The organism is Klebsiella sp. GW_Kp181 (genome assembly GCF_040062315.1).
GTDB classification, from domain to species: domain Bacteria; phylum Pseudomonadota; class Gammaproteobacteria; order Enterobacterales; family Enterobacteriaceae; genus Klebsiella; species Klebsiella oxytoca.
This window is the reverse complement of sequence record NZ_JBEAFR010000059.1, coordinates 41,035-57,210: the sequence shown is the minus strand read 5'-3', so window position 1 is coordinate 57,210 and position 16,176 is coordinate 41,035. Positions and strand designations below refer to the sequence as shown.

Sequence of the window (16,176 nt, the reverse complement as noted above, 5' to 3'; positions counted from 1 at the left end):
ATTTACTGATTCATCTTTTTATATTTAAAGGAATAAATTACATGTTTAAATTCAAGGTTTCCTATGTTGCGCTGGCGGCAGCGCTAAGCTCATCCGTTGTTTATGCCGACCCGTCAAGCTATACGCATAAATCAGGGGCAAATGTTATTGATATTGAAGCGCCTAATGCCGCAGGCGTCTCGCATAACTTATATCGCGAATTCAACGTCGGCCCTAACGGCACTATTTTAAACAACAGCGCCAGCGACGTTAATCACAGCACTCACGGTAATATCGCTAAGAATAATAATCTGACCAACGGCAGCGCTTCTGTTATTTTGAATGAAGTCACCTCCAATCAAATGAGTAACCTTCAGGGCTTTATCGAGGTGAATGGACAAAAAGCCGATGTCGTGATCGCCAACCCCAACGGCATCACCTGCTCCGGGTGCAGTTTTATCAACACCAACAAAGCGGTACTCACCACGGGCCAGGTCAACCTGAGCGATACCGGCGCGATTGATAGCTATACGGTCACGCAAGGCAAGATCACCATCGGTGATAAAGGTATGGATGCCTCTACTAACTATGCCGCCCTGCTTGCGGATGCCATTGCGATTAACGGCACCGTGACCGCCGCCAACGCAACATTAGGTGCGGGTAACTTCACGTTTGACAACAACACAGGGAAAATGGCTACCCTGGGGAAAACGGCGACGGTTATGCAGATGCTCATACCTGAATACAGCATTGATATCAGCAACCTGGGCGGAATCAAGGCCAATAGTATCAGTATGGTGGGTAATACTTTAGGGCTCGGCGTGCGAAATAAAGGCACCGTTACCGCAAACGCCATGCTCACCATGACCAGCTATGGTTATCTGGTTAATGAAGGGGCCATCAACGGGAATGGTCTTATGACAAATATTGTTTCAGCATTGGATATGAAAAATACGGGTACGATTAAAAGTACCGCTTACGTTACACAACTCAGTAGCATGGATACCCTGACCAATGATGGCACTATTTCCAGCAGCCAGGGGTTAGCGATTAGCTCGACGGGTAACCTGGTTAATACAGGTACCATTAGCGGAACTAAAGCATTATCCGTAGCCAGCAATGGCGATATCACTACTCGCTATGGCTCATATATCCTATCCGATGGCCAGTTAGACGTGTCCGCCAAAAATATCAACAACGATGGTTCAATCCGGGGCAATGTCACGAACGTTGCCTTCAGCGGCGATAACCTCAACGTTACCGGCAATATCTGGGGTTACTCCAGCCTCAACGTGAAATCTGTAAAGGATGACCAAATCAATTCCGGGAAAATATATAACTCAGGACGGATTTCCGGCGATGACGTAACGATTATCACTAACGGAAATCTGGACCAGGAAGGTAGCATTATTGGCAATAATTCGCTGATGATTAAAAGTGATGTCATAGACAACACTAATCATATTTACGGAGGCACACTGAATATCCAGAGTAACTACCTGCGCAACCGGGCAACAATCGACGGAGATAATATCAACATCAGCGCAATCAACGGTATTCTTAATGAAGCTCAGCTTGCTGCGAACAAAGATATGACGCTGTATACGCAAACTAATGCTGACATTACAAACTACAAGACCATTAAAGCTAATGGCACCCTGACGATGAGCACCAGGAATGTCAAAAATGGCGGCTACCGCTGCGGCTTTTTCTATCTGTCAACCTGCGGTAAAGGATCTATTTCCGCTAACAAACTGGTCCTTAACTCTTATCATAACTACGCCTCTGAAATGGGCGGCCATCAGCAATATAAATATGCAGAAATAAACACCGTTCGTTAAAAATAAGCGATGCGCTGGTAACAGCGCATCGCCGATGATTAACCGCAACTGACAACGCCTTGTATCAGACAGAACCCACCTACCTTTAGCAAGCGAGCCAGCATCACCTCGCGCACCGAGCATCTTATTGTAAATTAATTTGCCCAATGGAATATGCCGTGATACCTGCAATGTGCTGCATATCATGCTCTACGATAATCCGTACCTGAGTGAAATAATGAGTAGCAAATCAGTTGAAATAAAAAGGGTGAACGGCATCTTTTTAAAACGAAAGCCAATATATAACTTATATTGGCTAAAAAATTTACAATTAATCATTTTTAATCGGGCCCGATGCAATAATTATGCACCAGACCCGATCGATCAGGGTTCGAACGGACGACGCTGGAACTGATCGTGCCCGCATTTTGGACAACGCGGCAGCACATCCGGCGTATAAACCGGCAGATGGTAATGACACTTCTCACAGACCAGATTGCCGAGCCCAACCACTTCGCCGCTGTGATAAACGCCGTGGTGGCTGAGATCCTGGAAGACTTCGCGCCACTCAAGCTGGGTTTTGTCAGTGATATCCGCCAGCTCCTGCCACAGACTCTCCTTAATCACGCGCATAAAGACGCTATCGGTGAGCTCCTCCTGGCTCTCTTCATAGCTGAGCGCAAACTCTTCCAGATCGCGTCTGACGGCGCGAATGACGTTGTCGATTTCACTCTGCGTTAACTCGCCGGACTGGCTAATCCTTACCCTGGCCTGCTCCACCAGCGCGTCGATATCGCGTTCTCCATTGCGTAACCGCTCGCTGAGCGTCGACACCAGCTCTCGGTAAAACTGAGCTACCTTGTTCATCTTTTCGCCTCCGGTGTGGTTAACTTCTTCTAATGATAGACGTTATCTGCACATAGCTCTGCCCGTCATGCCACAGAGTCGTGAAATATTCTCTGGCGCTTTCCTCGCGGTAAGTGTGTGAAAGGCTGTTTTGACGTTGGCGTTTGGGCTATGCTATGCCGATCTGAAATAACACATCCATTGGCTACATTTTGTAGCTGTATTGAAAACAGGACCACTGGCTGCCATGCAAGAGCAATACCGCCCGGAAGAGATAGAATCAAAAGTCCAGCAACACTGGGACGAGAAGCGTACCTTTGAAGTTACCGAAGACGAGAGTAAAGAGAAGTATTACTGCCTGTCGATGCTTCCCTATCCTTCTGGTCGACTACACATGGGCCACGTGCGCAACTACACCATTGGCGACGTGATTTCCCGTTACCAGCGCATGTTAGGCAAGAACGTGCTGCAGCCTATCGGCTGGGATGCGTTTGGCCTGCCTGCGGAAGGCGCGGCGGTGAAAAACAACACAGCTCCGGCACCGTGGACCTACGACAATATCGCCTACATGAAGAATCAGCTGAAAAAGCTGGGCTTTGGCTATGACTGGAGCCGCGAAGTGGCGACCTGCACCCCGGAATACTACCGCTGGGAGCAGAAGTTCTTCACCGAGCTGTATAAAAAAGGCCTGGTCTACAAAAAAACCTCCGCGGTGAACTGGTGCCCGAACGACCAGACCGTTCTGGCGAACGAGCAGGTTATCGACGGCTGCTGCTGGCGCTGCGATACCAAAGTTGAGCGTAAAGAGATCCCGCAGTGGTTTATTAAAATCACCGCCTACGCTGACGAGCTGCTGAACGATCTGGATAACCTGGATCACTGGCCGGATACCGTGAAGACCATGCAGCGTAACTGGATTGGCCGCTCCGAAGGCGTCGAAATCTCCTTCGATGTTAACGACTACGCCGACAAGCTGACCGTCTACACCACCCGCCCGGACACCTTTATGGGCTGTACCTATCTGGCCGTGGCGGCGGGTCACCCGCTGGCGCAGCAGGCAGCAGCCAATAACCCCGCGCTGGCGACGTTTATCGACGAATGCCGCAATACCAAAGTTGCCGAAGCCGAAATGGCAACTATGGAGAAAAAAGGCGTCGATACCGGTTATAAAGCGATTCATCCACTGACCGGCGAAGCGATCCCGGTCTGGGCGGCAAACTTTGTCCTGATGGAGTACGGCACCGGCGCGGTAATGGCCGTTCCGGGTCACGATCAGCGCGACTACGAGTTTGCCAGTAAATACGGTCTGAAGATCAAGCCGGTCATTCTGGCCGCCGACGGTTCCGAACCGGATCTCTCCGAACAGGCGCTGACCGAAAAAGGCGTGCTGTTCAACTCTGGCGAATTCGACGGTCTGGATCACGAAGCTGGCTTTAACGCCATCGCCGATAAGCTGGCTTCACTTGGCGTCGGCGAACGTAAAGTGAACTACCGCCTGCGCGACTGGGGCGTTTCCCGTCAGCGCTACTGGGGTGCGCCGATTCCAATGGTGACGCTGGAAGACGGTACCGTAATGCCCACTCCGGAAGATCAGCTGCCGGTAATTCTGCCGGAAGATGTGGTCATGGACGGCATCACCAGCCCCATTAAAGCCGATCCTGAGTGGGCGAAAACCACCGTAAACGGCCAGCCGGCGCTGCGTGAAACCGATACCTTTGATACCTTCATGGAATCCTCCTGGTACTACGCGCGCTATACCTGCCCGCAGTACGACCAGGGTATGCTGGACCCGGAAGCAGCGAACTACTGGCTGCCGGTGGATATTTATATCGGCGGTATCGAACACGCCATCATGCACCTGCTGTACTTCCGCTTCTTCCACAAGCTGATGCGCGACGCGGGCATGGTTAACTCTGACGAACCGGCAAAACAGCTGCTTTGCCAGGGCATGGTGCTGGCGGATGCCTTCTACTACGTTGGCGCGAACGGGGAACGTAACTGGGTCTCTCCGGTTGACGCGATCGTTGAGCGCGATGAGAAAGGCCGCATTGCGAAGGCGAGAGATGCGGAAGGCCATGAACTGGTCTATACCGGCATGAGCAAGATGTCCAAGTCGAAAAACAACGGCATCGACCCGCAGGTCATGGTTCAACGTTACGGCGCCGATACCGTGCGTCTGTTTATGATGTTCGCCTCGCCGGCTGACATGACGCTGGAGTGGCAGGAGTCCGGCGTGGAAGGAGCCAACCGCTTCCTGAAACGCGTCTGGAAACTGGTTTACGAGCATACCACGCAGGGTGAAGTTGCCGCGCTGGACGTTGCCAGCCTCAGCGAAGATCAAAAAGCGCTGCGCCGCGACGTACACAAAACCATCGCTAAAGTGACCGATGATATCGGCCGCCGTCAGACCTTCAATACCGCGATCGCGGCGATTATGGAGCTGATGAACAAGCTGGCGAAAGCGCCGCAGGAAAGCGAACAGGATCGCGCGCTGATGCGTGAGGCTCTGCTGGCGGTCGTTCGCATGCTCAACCCGTTCACCCCGCACGCCAGCTTTACCCTATGGCAGGAGCTGGGCGGCGAAGGCGATATTGACAACACGCCGTGGCCGGTTGCGGACGAAAGCGCTATGGTTGAAGACACCACGCTGGTTGTCGTCCAGGTAAATGGTAAAGTTCGTGGTAAAATTACCGTTGCGGTAGATGCAACCGAAGAGCAGGTGCGCGAGCGTGCGGCTCAGGAGCATCTGGTCGCGAAATATCTCGACGGTGTGACCGTGCGTAAAGTGATCTACGTTCCGGGTAAACTGCTCAATCTGGTCGTTGGCTAAGCGCGGGAGGAAGCGTGCGATATCTGGCAACATTGTTGTTAACTCTGGCGGTGTTAATCACCGCCGGTTGTGGTTGGCACCTGCGTAGCACTACGCAGGTTCCGACCGCAATGAAAACCATGATCTTCCAGTCGGGCGATCCAAATGGTCCATTAAGTCGCGCTGTCCGTAATCAGCTGCGCCTGAACGGCGTCGAGCTGGTTGATGCCAGTACGCTGCGCAAGGATATCCCTTCCCTGCGTCTGGAGTCATCGTCCATTCAGAAAGACACGGCATCTATTTTCCAGGATGGCCGTACTGCTGAATATCAGATGGTGATGACGGTGAATGCCAGCGTCCTGATCCCTGGTCATGATATCTATCCCATCACGACCAAAGTCTACCGTTCGTTCTTCGATAACCCGCAGGCGGCGTTAGCGAAAGATGCCGAGCAGGACATGATCATTCAGGAAATGTACGACAAAGCAGCCGAGCAGCTGATCCGTAAGCTGCCGAGCGTACACGTTGCGGATGTCGAAGCCACCAAAGAGGATGAGAAGCCGGTGAACGCCGCTTCCACCTCCGGCAATCGCGTCTCCACCACGCTGGGTAACTGATGATTCGGTTGTACCCGGAACAGCTCCGCGCGCAGCTCACTGAAGGGCTGCGCGCGGCCTATCTGCTGCTTGGCAACGACCCGCTGCTGTTGCAGGAAAGCCAGGACGCCATCCGCGAAGCCGCTGCCGCCCAGGGCTTTATCGAACACCATACCGCCAGCATTGATGCCAGCACCGACTGGTCTGCCCTTTTCTCCCTCAGTCAGGCGATGAGCCTGTTTGCCAGCCGCCAGACGCTGCTGCTGATCCTGCCGGAGAACGGCCCCAATGCGGCAATCAACGAACAGCTCGCCACGCTTGTCAGCATGCTGCATGACGATCTTCTGCTGATCGTGCGCGGCAATAAGCTGACGAAAGCGCAGGAGAACGCCGCGTGGATCGCCGCTCTTGCCAGCCGTGCCGTTCAGGTTAGCTGTCAGACGCCGGAATATGCCCAGCTGCCGCGCTGGCTTGCCGCGCGCGCAAAGCAGCATCATCTGCAGCTTGATGACGCAGCCAGCCAGCTGCTGTGCTACTGCTATGAAGGCAATCTGCTGGCGCTGGCGCAGGCTCTGGAGCGCCTCTCGCTACTGTGGCCGGACGGTAAACTGACCCTTCCGCGCGTTGAGCAGGCAGTCAACGACGCCGCGCATTTCACGCCTTATCATTGGGTTGATGCGCTGCTGGCGGGTAAAAGCAAACGCGTCCTGCACGTTTTGCAACAGCTGCGGCTGGAAGGCAGTGAACCGGCTATCCTGCTGCGCACCCTACAGCGTGAACTGCTGCTGCTGGTCAACCTGAAGCGGCAATCAGCCCATACGCCGCTGCGTACCCTGTTTGACAAGCATCGGGTGTGGCAAAACCGACGCCAGCTGGTCAGCGACGCGCTGGCCCGCCTGAGCGCCGACCAGCTGCGCCAGGCCGTCACGTTGTTGACCCGCGCCGAGCTCACCTTTAAGCAGGATTACGGGCACTCCGTCTGGCCCGAGCTGGAAAGTCTCTCTTTGTTGCTCTGCCATAAAGCGCTGGCAGACGTTTTTATTGATGGTTGATATGACTCAGTTACAGGCGATGTACGGCGGCACCTTCGATCCGGTGCATTACGGTCACCTCAAACCGGTGGAAATTCTGGCCAACCAAATCGGCCTCAATCGCGTCACCATTGTGCCCAACAACGTGCCGCCGCATCGCCCGCAGCCCGAAGCGACCAGCGACCAGCGACGACATATGCTGGAACTGGCTATCGCCGATAAGCCGCTGTTTATCCTCGACGATCGTGAACTTAGGCGCGACACGCCGTCATATTCTGCGCAGACCCTGCGCGAGTGGCGCCAGGAGCAGGGTCCGGGACGGCCGCTGGCGTTTATCATAGGCCAGGATTCGCTGCTGACTTTTACCTCCTGGCACGACTATGCCAGCATCCTTGATAACGTTCATTTGATCGTCTGCCGACGCCCCGGCTACCCGCTGACTATGGCGTGCGAGCAGGATCAGCAGTGGCTGGACAAGCATCTCACCCATGACGTCGAGCGGCTGCATAGCGCCCCGGCAGGCGTTATCTACCTGGCCGAAACGCCGTGGTTTGATATCTCAGCAACCCTTATTCGCCAGCGTCTGGAAGCAGGCGAGTCCTGCGCGGACATGATGCCGGAAAGCGTGCTTGAGTATATCCACCAGCAAAAGCTTTACTGCTAGCCTGGCAGCCAGGACGGTCTCAGAGACGCCTTTCGAGAGGGTCATCATGAAATTATGGTTAGTTCGGCATGGCGAAACCGAGGCCAATGTCGCAGGCCTCTACAGCGGGCATGCCCCCACTGCGTTAACGGAACGTGGAATCAGACAGGCCCAAACGCTCGGACAGCGTCTGCATGCCGTTCCGTTTGAGCGCGTGTTTTGTAGTGAGCTTGAGCGCACCCAGCGCACGGCCAACCTTCTGCTGGGGGAACGGAGCATCCCCCGCCATACCTTCGCTGAGCTCAATGAAATGTTCTTCGGCGACTGGGAAATGCGCCACCATCGCGATTTGCAGCATGAAGATGCTGAAAACTACGCCGCCTGGTGCGCCGACTGGCAGCATGCGGCGCCTACCAACGGAGAGGGCTTTCAGGCCTTTTCCGAGCGCGTTTGCCGCTTTACTGCCACCCTCTCTCAGTATCAGGAACTTAATCATCTGCTGATCGTCGGTCACCAGGGGGTTCTGAGCCTGTTAATCGCTCATCTTCTGCACATGCCGGCTTCGGCGATGTGGCACTTTCCCATCGAGCATGGCGCGTGGAGCCTGATCGATCTCCTGCCTGAATTCACCACGCTGCGGGTGCTAAATAGCCGGGCCGTTTGGCTGGCGGAAGAAGAATTGCGCGCAGACCATTGACAGTGCAAAGCAGGCTGCTATTCTCCGCAGCCAGGCTGTATCCGCCATTTGAACTTTGCAGAAATTGTTTTACAAAAATGGCGATGCAATCATCGGCGATGGATGGGATGATAGCCGCCTTCACCGCCCGTTTATCGACATTTATCCCGACTTTGCCAACAGTTCGGGTATACTGTCAGGCTGTTTATTGTTTTTCACTCTTCACACACCCAGGGGGAACTCTTGCAGGGTAAAGCACTCCAGGATTTTGTTATCGACAAAATTGATGACCTGAAAGGTCAGGACATCGTTGCCATTGACGTTCATGGCAAATCCAGCATTACAGATTGCATGGTCATCTGCACAGGCACTTCCACGCGCCATGTTATGTCCATCGCTGACCACGTCGTGCAGGAGTCTCGCGCCGCCGGGATGCTGCCGCTGGGCGTTGAAGGCGAAGCCGCCGCGGACTGGATCGTGGTCGATCTCGGCGACGTTATGGTTCACGTCATGCAGGAAGAGAGCCGTCGTCTGTACGAGCTGGAAAAACTCTGGAGTTAACGCGTGAAGCTGCACCTGGTAGCCGTTGGCACCAAAATGCCGGACTGGGTTCAGACCGGCTTTAGTGAATATCTGCGCCGTTTTCCAAAGGATATGCCGTTCGAACTGGTGGAAATCCCCGCCGGTAAACGCGGCAAAAACGCCGACATCAAACGCATTCTTGAAAAAGAGGGCGAAATGATGCTGGCGGCAGCAGGCAAAAACCGCATCGTCACCCTGGATATTCCGGGGAAACCGTGGGATACGCCGCAGCTGGCGCGCGAACTGGAACGCTGGAAACAGGATGGCCGCGACGTCAGCCTGCTTATCGGCGGCCCGGAAGGCCTTTCACCCGCCTGCAAAGCGGCGGCGGAACAAAGTTGGTCGCTCTCAACGCTCACCCTACCTCACCCGCTGGTTCGCGTACTGGTGGCCGAGAGTCTGTATCGGGCGTGGAGCATTACCACCAACCACCCTTACCACCGTGAGTAATGATGACCAGGGTAGACTAAGCAGCGAATGAAATTACAGAATTCTTTCCGCGACTATTCGGCTGAATCCTCGCTGTTCGTGCGCCGGGCGCTGGTCGCTTTTTTGGGGATTTTGCTGCTTACCGGCGTACTGATCGCCAACCTTTATAACGTGCAGATTGTGCGTTATACCGACTATCAAACGCGTTCAAACGAAAACCGCATTAAACTGGTCCCGATTCCGCCGAGCCGCGGCATTATCTACGATCGCAACGGCACGCCGCTGGCGCTTAACCGCACGATTTACCAGCTGGAGATGATGCCGGAGAAGGTCGACAACGTTCAGCAAACGCTGGATGCGCTGCGCGACGTTATCGATCTCACCGATGACGATGTGGCGAACTTTAAAAAAGAGCGCGCCCGCTCGCATCGTTTTACCTCCATTCCGGTCAAAGTTAACCTCAGCGAAGTGCAGGTTGCCCGTTTCGCGGTCAACCAGTACCGCTTTCCCGGGGTGGAAGTTAAAGGCTATAAGCGCCGCTACTATCCCTATAACTCCGCTCTGACCCACGTTATCGGCTACGTCTCTAAAATTAACGATAAAGACGTCGATCGCCTGGATAAAGAGGGCAAGCTGGCTAATTATGCCTCCACGCACGATATCGGCAAGCTGGGGATCGAGCGCTACTACGAAGATGTCCTGCACGGGCAAACCGGCTATGAAGAGGTTGAAGTAAACAACCGCGGCCGCGTGATTCGTCAGCTCAAAGAGGTGCCCCCGCAGGCCGGGCGGGATATCTATTTAACGCTCGACCTTAAGCTCCAGCAGTATATTGAAACCCTGCTCGCCGGCAGCCGCGCGGCGGTCGTCGTCACGGACCCGCGAACCGGCGCTATCCTCGCGCTGGTTTCGACGCCAAGCTACGACCCTAATCTGTTCGTTGACGGTATTTCCAGCAAGGATTACTCCGGACTCCTCAACGATCCTAATACGCCGCTGGTCAACCGCGCGACCCAGGGCGTTTACCCGCCGGCTTCGACGGTTAAGCCATACGTTGCGGTCTCAGCGCTCAGCGCCGGGGTCATAACCCGCAACACCAGCCTGTTTGACCCCGGCTGGTGGCAGCTTCCCGGCTCGGAAAAACGCTACCGTGACTGGAAAAAGTGGGGCCACGGCCATCTGAATGTCACCAAAGCGCTGGAAGAGTCCGCCGATACCTACTTCTATCAGGTTGCCTATGATATGGGCATCGACCGCCTGTCTGAGTGGATGGGTAAATTCGGCTACGGCCACTATACCGGCGTTGATCTGGCGGAAGAGCGCTCCGGTAATATGCCGACTCGCGAATGGAAGCTCAAGCGCTTCAAGAAACCGTGGTACCAGGGCGATACCATCCCGGTCGGGATCGGACAGGGCTACTGGACCGCAACGCCTATTCAGATGAACAAGGCGCTGATGATCCTGATTAATGACGGAGTAGTTAAAGTACCGCATCTGCTGCAAAGCACGGTGGAAGACGGTAAACCGGTGCCCTGGGTTCAGCCGCATGAACCGCCGGTCGGAGACATTCACTCTGGCTTTTGGGAAATCGCTAAAGACGGGATGTATGGCGTAGCCAACCGAGGCAACGGTACCGCGCATAAATACTTTGCCAGCGCACCTTATAAAATCGCGGCCAAGTCGGGTACCGCCCAGGTCTTTGGCCTGAAAGCCAATGAGACCTATAACGCACACAGAATCGCCGAACGCCTGCGTGACCATAAACTGATGACGGCGTTTGCCCCTTACAACAACCCCCAGGTTGCCGTAGCCATTATTCTTGAGAACGGCGGCGCAGGTCCGGCAGTCGGTACCATTATGCGTCAGATTCTCGATCATATAATGCTGGGCGATAACAACACCAATCTGCCGACTGAAAATCCGGCGGTAACGGCTGGGGAGGATCAATAATGACTGATAATCCGAACAAAAAATCGCTATGGGATAAAATCCACCTCGATCCCACCATGCTGCTTATCCTGCTGGCGCTGCTGACCTACAGCGCGCTGGTTATCTGGAGCGCCAGCGGTCAGGATATGGGCATGATGGAGCGTAAAATCGGCCAGATCGCTATGGGGATTGTTATTATGATCGTCATGGCGCAAATCCCGCCGCGGGTCTATGAAGGCTGGGCGCCCTATCTCTATATTTTCTGTATTATTCTGCTGGTGGCGGTTGATGCCTTCGGCGCCATTTCCAAAGGGGCGCAGCGCTGGCTGGATCTCGGCATCGTTCGCTTCCAGCCGTCGGAAATCGCTAAAATAGCCGTACCGCTGATGGTGGCGCGCTTTATCAACCGCGACGTGTGTCCGCCATCGCTGAAAAATACCGCCATTGCGCTGGTGCTGATTTTCCTGCCCACGCTGCTGGTCGCCGCGCAGCCTGACCTCGGAACCTCGATTCTGGTCGCCCTGTCCGGTCTGTTTGTCCTGTTTCTCTCTGGCCTGAGCTGGCGTCTGATTGGTATTGCGGTGGTGCTGGTCGCCGCCTTTATTCCAATCCTCTGGTTCTTCCTGATGCATGACTATCAGCGCCAGCGCGTAATGATGCTGCTCGACCCGGAAACCGATCCGCTCGGCGCGGGTTACCACATTATTCAATCAAAGATCGCTATCGGCTCCGGCGGGTTGCGCGGTAAAGGCTGGCTGCACGGTACCCAGTCGCAGCTGGAGTTTCTGCCAGAACGCCATACCGACTTTATCTTTGCGGTACTGGCGGAAGAACTGGGGCTGATTGGCGTACTGATCCTGCTGGCGCTGTATATACTGCTTATCATGCGCGGACTCTGGATCGCCGCCCAGGCGCAAACCACCTTTGGCCGAGTGATGGCCGGTGGTTTAATGTTGATTTTATTCGTTTATGTCTTCGTAAATATTGGTATGGTAAGTGGTATTTTACCGGTGGTGGGGGTACCTTTGCCGCTGGTCAGCTACGGGGGCTCTGCCCTAATCGTATTGATGGCCGGGTTTGGTATCGTCATGTCGATCCATACTCACAGAAAAATGTTGTCGAAAAGCGTGTAAGGGGTTCGCGATGCGTAAGCAATGGCTGGGGATCTGCATAGCAGCAGGGCTGCTGGCGGCATGTTCGGGTGAAGACGTTCAACAGAAAACGGTCAGCACTCCACAGCCGGCCGTTTGCAATGGCCCAACGGTGGAGATTAGCGGCGCCGATCCGCAGTACGAAACGCCTAACGCCACGGCGAATCAGGATTATGAACGCGACGGCAAAAGCTACAAAATCGTTCAGGATCCGTCCAACTTTACCCAGGCCGGTTTCGCCGCTATCTACGACGCCGAGCCCAACAGCAATCTGACCGCATCGGGAGAAGCGTTCGATCCTACGCAGCTCACCGCTGCCCATCCTACGCTGCCGATCCCAAGCTACGCGCGGATCACCAACCTGGCGAACGGCCGCATGATCGTCGTGCGCATCAACGATCGCGGGCCTTACGGTAACGATCGCGTGATCTCACTGTCGCGTGCCTCAGCCGATCGTCTGAATACATCAAATAATACCAAAGTACGTATCGACCCTATCATCGTCGCACCGGACGGCTCGCTTTCCGGGCCGGGCATGGCCTGTACGACGGTGGCCAAACAGACCTACGCCCTGCCGGCGCGCCCGAATCTTGACGGTGACGGCAGCGCGGCGATGGGGCAACCCGCGCCAACTGACGTGCACGCCATCAGCAACGCAACGCTGAAGCCGGAAGATAGCACCGGCGCACCGGTCAACAGCGGCGGTTTTCTCGGCGCGCCGACGCCGCTGAATAACGGTGTGCTGGAAGGCAGCGAGCCCGTGGTGCAAACCGCGCCGGTTACCGCGCCGGGTTCTGTTCAGGGAAGCGTAGCGCCCGCCGCCGTCGCGACCGCAGCAGTGACGCCAGCCGCAGCGGCAAGCGCCAACGGCGATTTCGTCGTACAGGTCGGCGCCGTCAGCGACCAGTCCCGTGCGCAACAGTACCAGCAGCGTCTGAGTCAGCAATTTTCCATTCCGGGCCGCGTCATGCAAAACGGCGCGGTGTGGCGTATCCAGCTTGGCCCATTCAGCAGCAAAGCGGAGGCCAGCACGATCCAACAGCGCCTGCAAAGCGAAGCTCAGCTGCAATCATTTATAACTCGCGCCAACTAAAGGCATTGGTCCAGCCGCCCCGGTTCATTGCGTATGACAAAGTCATTAACAAAGTCGTACGCAATGTCGGATGCTGGTTCGTAGTGCATTTGTTATAGTAAGGCACTTTTTTTAACTCCATCACGGATGCCGTTGTTCAGACCATGAAGACCTCTTTTACCGCTCGTTTACTCGTTACGGCGCTCTCCGTGGCAGCGCTGTCCTCCGCTGCCCGCGCCGATGACCTGAATATCAAAACTATGATCCCAGGCGCCCCGCAGATTGACGCCGAATCCTGGATTCTTATCGATTACAACTCAGGCAAAGTGCTGGCGGAAAACAACGCTGACTCCCGTCGCGACCCGGCAAGCCTGACTAAAATGATGACCAGCTATGTCATTGGTCAGGCCATGAAAGCGGGCAAATTTAAAGAGTCCGACCTGGTCACCGTAGGCAACGACGCGTGGGCAACCGGTAATCCGGTGTTCAAAGGTTCTTCGCTGATGTTCCTCAAACCGGGTATGCAGGTGCCGGTATCCCAGCTGATCCGCGGTATCAACCTGCAGTCGGGCAACGATGCCTGCGTGGCGATGGCCGACTACGTCGCCGGTAGCCAGGACGCCTTCGTCAGCCTGATGAACAACTACGTTAACGCGCTGGGCCTGAAGAACACCCATTTCCAGACCGTTCACGGCCTGGATGCCGATGGTCAGTTCAGCTCAGCGCGCGACATGGCGCTGATTGGCCAGGCGCTGATTCGCGATGTTCCAAACGAATACACCATCTACAAAGAGAAAGAGTTTACCTTCAACGGTATTCGTCAGCTCAACCGCAACGGCCTGCTGTGGGATAACAGCCTCAACGTCGACGGCATTAAAACCGGCCACACGGATAAAGCGGGCTACAACCTCGTGGCATCGGCAACTGAAGGCCAGATGCGCCTCATCTCCGCCGTGATGGGCGGTCGTACCTATAAAGGACGCGAGTCCGAAAGCAAAAAGCTGCTGACCTGGGGCTTTCGCTTCTTTGAAACCGTTAACCCGATTAAAGCCGGTAAAGAATTCGCCTCTGAACCTGCCTGGTTCGGCGATAGCGATCGCGCCTCTCTCGGCGTGGATAAAGACGTTTATCTGACGATTCCTCGCGGTCGGATGAAAGATCTGAAAGCCAGCTACGTGCTGAATAATGCCGAGCTGCACGCGCCGCTGCAGAAAAACCAGGTTGTGGGCACCATTAACTTCCAGCTTGATGGCAAAACCATCGATCAGCGTCCGCTGGTGGTCCTGCAGGAAATCCCGGAAGGCAATTTCTTCGGTAAAATCATTGATTACATTAAATTAATGTTCCATCACTGGTTTGGTTAAAAACCGAACGCTTGAAAGTGTGATTTACATCCCCATATACTAGATATCCTGATAACTCCCACACGTCGTGGGAGTTATTATTTTTTGTTGTAACACCGGAGCTGACATGAAAACCAAACTTAACGAACTGCTTGAATTCCCTACCCCATTTACTTACAAAGTAATGGGACAGGCGTTGCCGGAGCTGGTTGACCAGGTGGTTGAAGTGGTACAGCGCCATGCACCAGGTGATTACTCTCCGACGGTAAAACCCAGCAGCAAAGGCAACTACCACTCTGTCTCTATTACCATCAATGCAACCCATATTGAGCAGGTAGAAACTCTCTACGAAGAGCTGGGCAATATTGAAATCGTTCGGATGGTGCTGTAAATCTCTTCCCCTGACCCGGCGTCCACGCCGGGTCATTCTCGCTTTCTCGCTGTGATATACTTCCCCACTCAAATCATTCTCTCTCTGCGGAGACGTTGTTTTGCAGCATAATAAAATTCTCATCCGCCAGCTCGGCCTGCAACCTTACGAACCTGTCTCGCAGGCAATGCACGAGTTTACCGACACCCGCGACGAGACTACGCTGGATGAAATCTGGCTGGTAGAGCACCATCCCGTATTCACTCAGGGGCAGGCAGGCAAAGCCGAACATGTTCTCGTTCCCGGCGAAATCCCGGTAATTCAGAGCGATCGCGGGGGGCAGGTCACCTATCACGGTCCCGGCCAGCAGGTGATGTACGTTCTGCTTAACCTGAAACGCCGTAAGCTGGGGGTGCGCGAGCTGGTCACGCTTCTGGAGCAAACCGTCGTGAACACCCTGGCGGAATATGACATCGAATCACACCCGCGCGCCGATGCTCCCGGCGTCTACGTGGGCGATCGGAAAATCTGCTCTCTGGGTCTGCGCATTCGTAGAGGTTGCTCATTCCACGGCCTGGCGCTAAATATCAACATGGATCTGTCGCCGTTCCTGAGAATTAACCCCTGCGGCTATGCCGGAATGGAGATGACGCAGATGCGTCAGTGGCAGCCAGATGCCCAGCCGGAAAACGTATCGCCACATTTGGTCGCTCATCTGCTGGCGCTCCTGAACGATCCGCCATCGGAATACATTTTATCCCGCTAGCCATCACGTCCCGTTGCCGCGGGACGTCTCGTTTTTCCTCGGACCGGATTAAGCCTTTTATTTGCAATCTATCATCACTAATAAAATAAATGTGACCGCTATAATGGTGCTAATTATCACTAGCGGAAATAAAG

The 16,176-nt window shown here is 54.7% G+C and carries 15 protein-coding genes; 14 read left to right on the top strand and 1 reads right to left on the bottom strand.

What is annotated here, in order from left to right:
• The first annotated feature begins 41 nt into the window (after positions 1–41).
• The gene (locus tag ABLV11_RS14675; RefSeq protein WP_126488789.1) at positions 42–1,820 is read left to right on the top strand and encodes a filamentous hemagglutinin N-terminal domain-containing protein; all 1,779 of its coding nucleotides are present in this window, start codon (positions 42–44) and stop codon (positions 1,818–1,820) included.
• Positions 1,821–2,183: 363 nt separating this feature from the next.
• On the opposite strand, the gene ABLV11_RS14670 is transcribed toward ABLV11_RS14675, so the two are convergent.
• On the bottom strand, positions 2,184–2,666 hold the full coding sequence (locus ABLV11_RS14670) for a zinc ribbon-containing protein (RefSeq protein WP_004100180.1): 483 nt from the start codon (positions 2,664–2,666) through the stop codon (positions 2,184–2,186).
• Between the two features lie 226 nt (positions 2,667–2,892).
• Between ABLV11_RS14670 and leuS the strand changes: the two genes are divergently transcribed.
• The 13 genes from leuS to lipB all read left to right on the top strand — a co-directional run bounded on the left by leuS (position 2,893) and on the right by lipB (position 16,042).
• Positions 2,893–5,475, top strand: a complete 2,583-nt coding sequence (gene leuS, locus ABLV11_RS14665; RefSeq protein WP_023320565.1) for a leucine--tRNA ligase — start codon at positions 2,893–2,895, stop codon at positions 5,473–5,475.
• 14 nt (positions 5,476–5,489) lie between these two features.
• Entirely contained in the window at positions 5,490–6,071 is a 582-nt protein-coding gene (lptE, locus tag ABLV11_RS14660; RefSeq protein ID WP_004100169.1) for an LPS assembly lipoprotein LptE, read from the top strand.
• Positions 6,071–7,102, top strand: a complete 1,032-nt coding sequence (gene holA / locus ABLV11_RS14655; protein WP_023320564.1) for a DNA polymerase III subunit delta — start codon at positions 6,071–6,073, stop codon at positions 7,100–7,102. Before lptE ends, holA begins: the two co-directional genes overlap by 1 nt.
• Positions 7,095–7,745, top strand: coding sequence for a nicotinate-nucleotide adenylyltransferase (gene nadD / locus ABLV11_RS14650; protein WP_004111375.1), 651 nt, complete (start codon positions 7,095–7,097; stop codon positions 7,743–7,745). Before holA ends, nadD begins: the two co-directional genes overlap by 8 nt.
• Positions 7,746–7,791: 46 nt before the next feature.
• Positions 7,792–8,421, top strand: a complete 630-nt coding sequence (locus ABLV11_RS14645; protein WP_070557471.1) for an adenosylcobalamin/alpha-ribazole phosphatase — start codon at positions 7,792–7,794, stop codon at positions 8,419–8,421.
• 222 nt (positions 8,422–8,643) lie between these two features.
• A complete protein-coding gene (gene rsfS / locus ABLV11_RS14640) occupies positions 8,644–8,961 on the top strand; it encodes a ribosome silencing factor (RefSeq protein ID WP_004100162.1) in 318 nt (105 codons plus the stop codon).
• A 3-nt stretch (positions 8,962–8,964) separates the two neighbouring features.
• Complete coding sequence (gene rlmH / locus ABLV11_RS14635; RefSeq protein ID WP_004100160.1) at positions 8,965–9,432, top strand: 23S rRNA (pseudouridine(1915)-N(3))-methyltransferase RlmH; 468 nt, start codon at positions 8,965–8,967, stop codon at positions 9,430–9,432.
• A 27-nt stretch (positions 9,433–9,459) separates the two neighbouring features.
• Positions 9,460–11,361 carry a peptidoglycan DD-transpeptidase MrdA gene (gene mrdA / locus ABLV11_RS14630; protein ID WP_004100158.1) on the top strand — a complete coding sequence of 634 codons (1,902 nt, stop codon included), beginning with the start codon at positions 9,460–9,462 and terminating at the stop codon, positions 11,359–11,361.
• Positions 11,361–12,473 (top strand): peptidoglycan glycosyltransferase MrdB, encoded by a 1,113-nt coding sequence (gene mrdB, locus ABLV11_RS14625; protein WP_004100156.1) that lies wholly within the window; start codon positions 11,361–11,363, stop codon positions 12,471–12,473. The genes mrdA and mrdB overlap by 1 nt, the downstream gene beginning before the upstream one ends.
• A 10-nt stretch (positions 12,474–12,483) precedes the next feature.
• On the top strand, positions 12,484–13,584 hold the full coding sequence (rlpA, locus tag ABLV11_RS14620) for an endolytic peptidoglycan transglycosylase RlpA (protein WP_126488788.1): 1,101 nt from the start codon (positions 12,484–12,486) through the stop codon (positions 13,582–13,584).
• Positions 13,585–13,727: 143 nt separating this feature from the next.
• Positions 13,728–14,927, top strand: coding sequence for a D-alanyl-D-alanine carboxypeptidase DacA (dacA, locus tag ABLV11_RS14615; RefSeq protein ID WP_004100154.1), 1,200 nt, complete (start codon positions 13,728–13,730; stop codon positions 14,925–14,927).
• A 106-nt stretch (positions 14,928–15,033) separates the two neighbouring features.
• Entirely contained in the window at positions 15,034–15,297 is a 264-nt protein-coding gene (ybeD, locus tag ABLV11_RS14610; protein ID WP_004100153.1) for a DUF493 family protein YbeD, read from the top strand.
• 100 nt (positions 15,298–15,397) lie between these two features.
• A complete protein-coding gene (gene lipB / locus ABLV11_RS14605; protein ID WP_016809088.1) occupies positions 15,398–16,042 on the top strand; it encodes a lipoyl(octanoyl) transferase LipB in 645 nt (214 codons plus the stop codon).
• The last annotated feature ends 134 nt before the right edge of the window (positions 16,043–16,176 follow it).

What these genes read in the sequence shown, in the direction of transcription:
- dacA (WP_004100154.1), top strand. Translation starts at nt 13,728, where the DNA reads ATGAAGACCTCTTTTACCGCTCGTTTACTCGTTACGGCGCTCTCCGTG.
- ABLV11_RS14670 (WP_004100180.1), bottom strand. Translation starts at nt 2,666, where the DNA reads ATGAACAAGGTAGCTCAGTTTTACCGAGAGCTGGTGTCGACGCTCAGC.
- leuS (WP_023320565.1), top strand. Translation starts at nt 2,893, where the DNA reads ATGCAAGAGCAATACCGCCCGGAAGAGATAGAATCAAAAGTCCAGCAA.
- mrdB (WP_004100156.1), top strand. Translation starts at nt 11,361, where the DNA reads ATGACTGATAATCCGAACAAAAAATCGCTATGGGATAAAATCCACCTC.
- rlpA (WP_126488788.1), top strand. Translation starts at nt 12,484, where the DNA reads ATGCGTAAGCAATGGCTGGGGATCTGCATAGCAGCAGGGCTGCTGGCG.
- holA (WP_023320564.1), top strand. Translation starts at nt 6,071, where the DNA reads ATGATTCGGTTGTACCCGGAACAGCTCCGCGCGCAGCTCACTGAAGGG.
- ybeD (WP_004100153.1), top strand. Translation starts at nt 15,034, where the DNA reads ATGAAAACCAAACTTAACGAACTGCTTGAATTCCCTACCCCATTTACT.
- mrdA (WP_004100158.1), top strand. Translation starts at nt 9,460, where the DNA reads ATGAAATTACAGAATTCTTTCCGCGACTATTCGGCTGAATCCTCGCTG.
- ABLV11_RS14675 (WP_126488789.1), top strand. Translation starts at nt 42, where the DNA reads ATGTTTAAATTCAAGGTTTCCTATGTTGCGCTGGCGGCAGCGCTAAGC.
- nadD (WP_004111375.1), top strand. Translation starts at nt 7,095, where the DNA reads ATGGTTGATATGACTCAGTTACAGGCGATGTACGGCGGCACCTTCGAT.
- ABLV11_RS14645 (WP_070557471.1), top strand. Translation starts at nt 7,792, where the DNA reads ATGAAATTATGGTTAGTTCGGCATGGCGAAACCGAGGCCAATGTCGCA.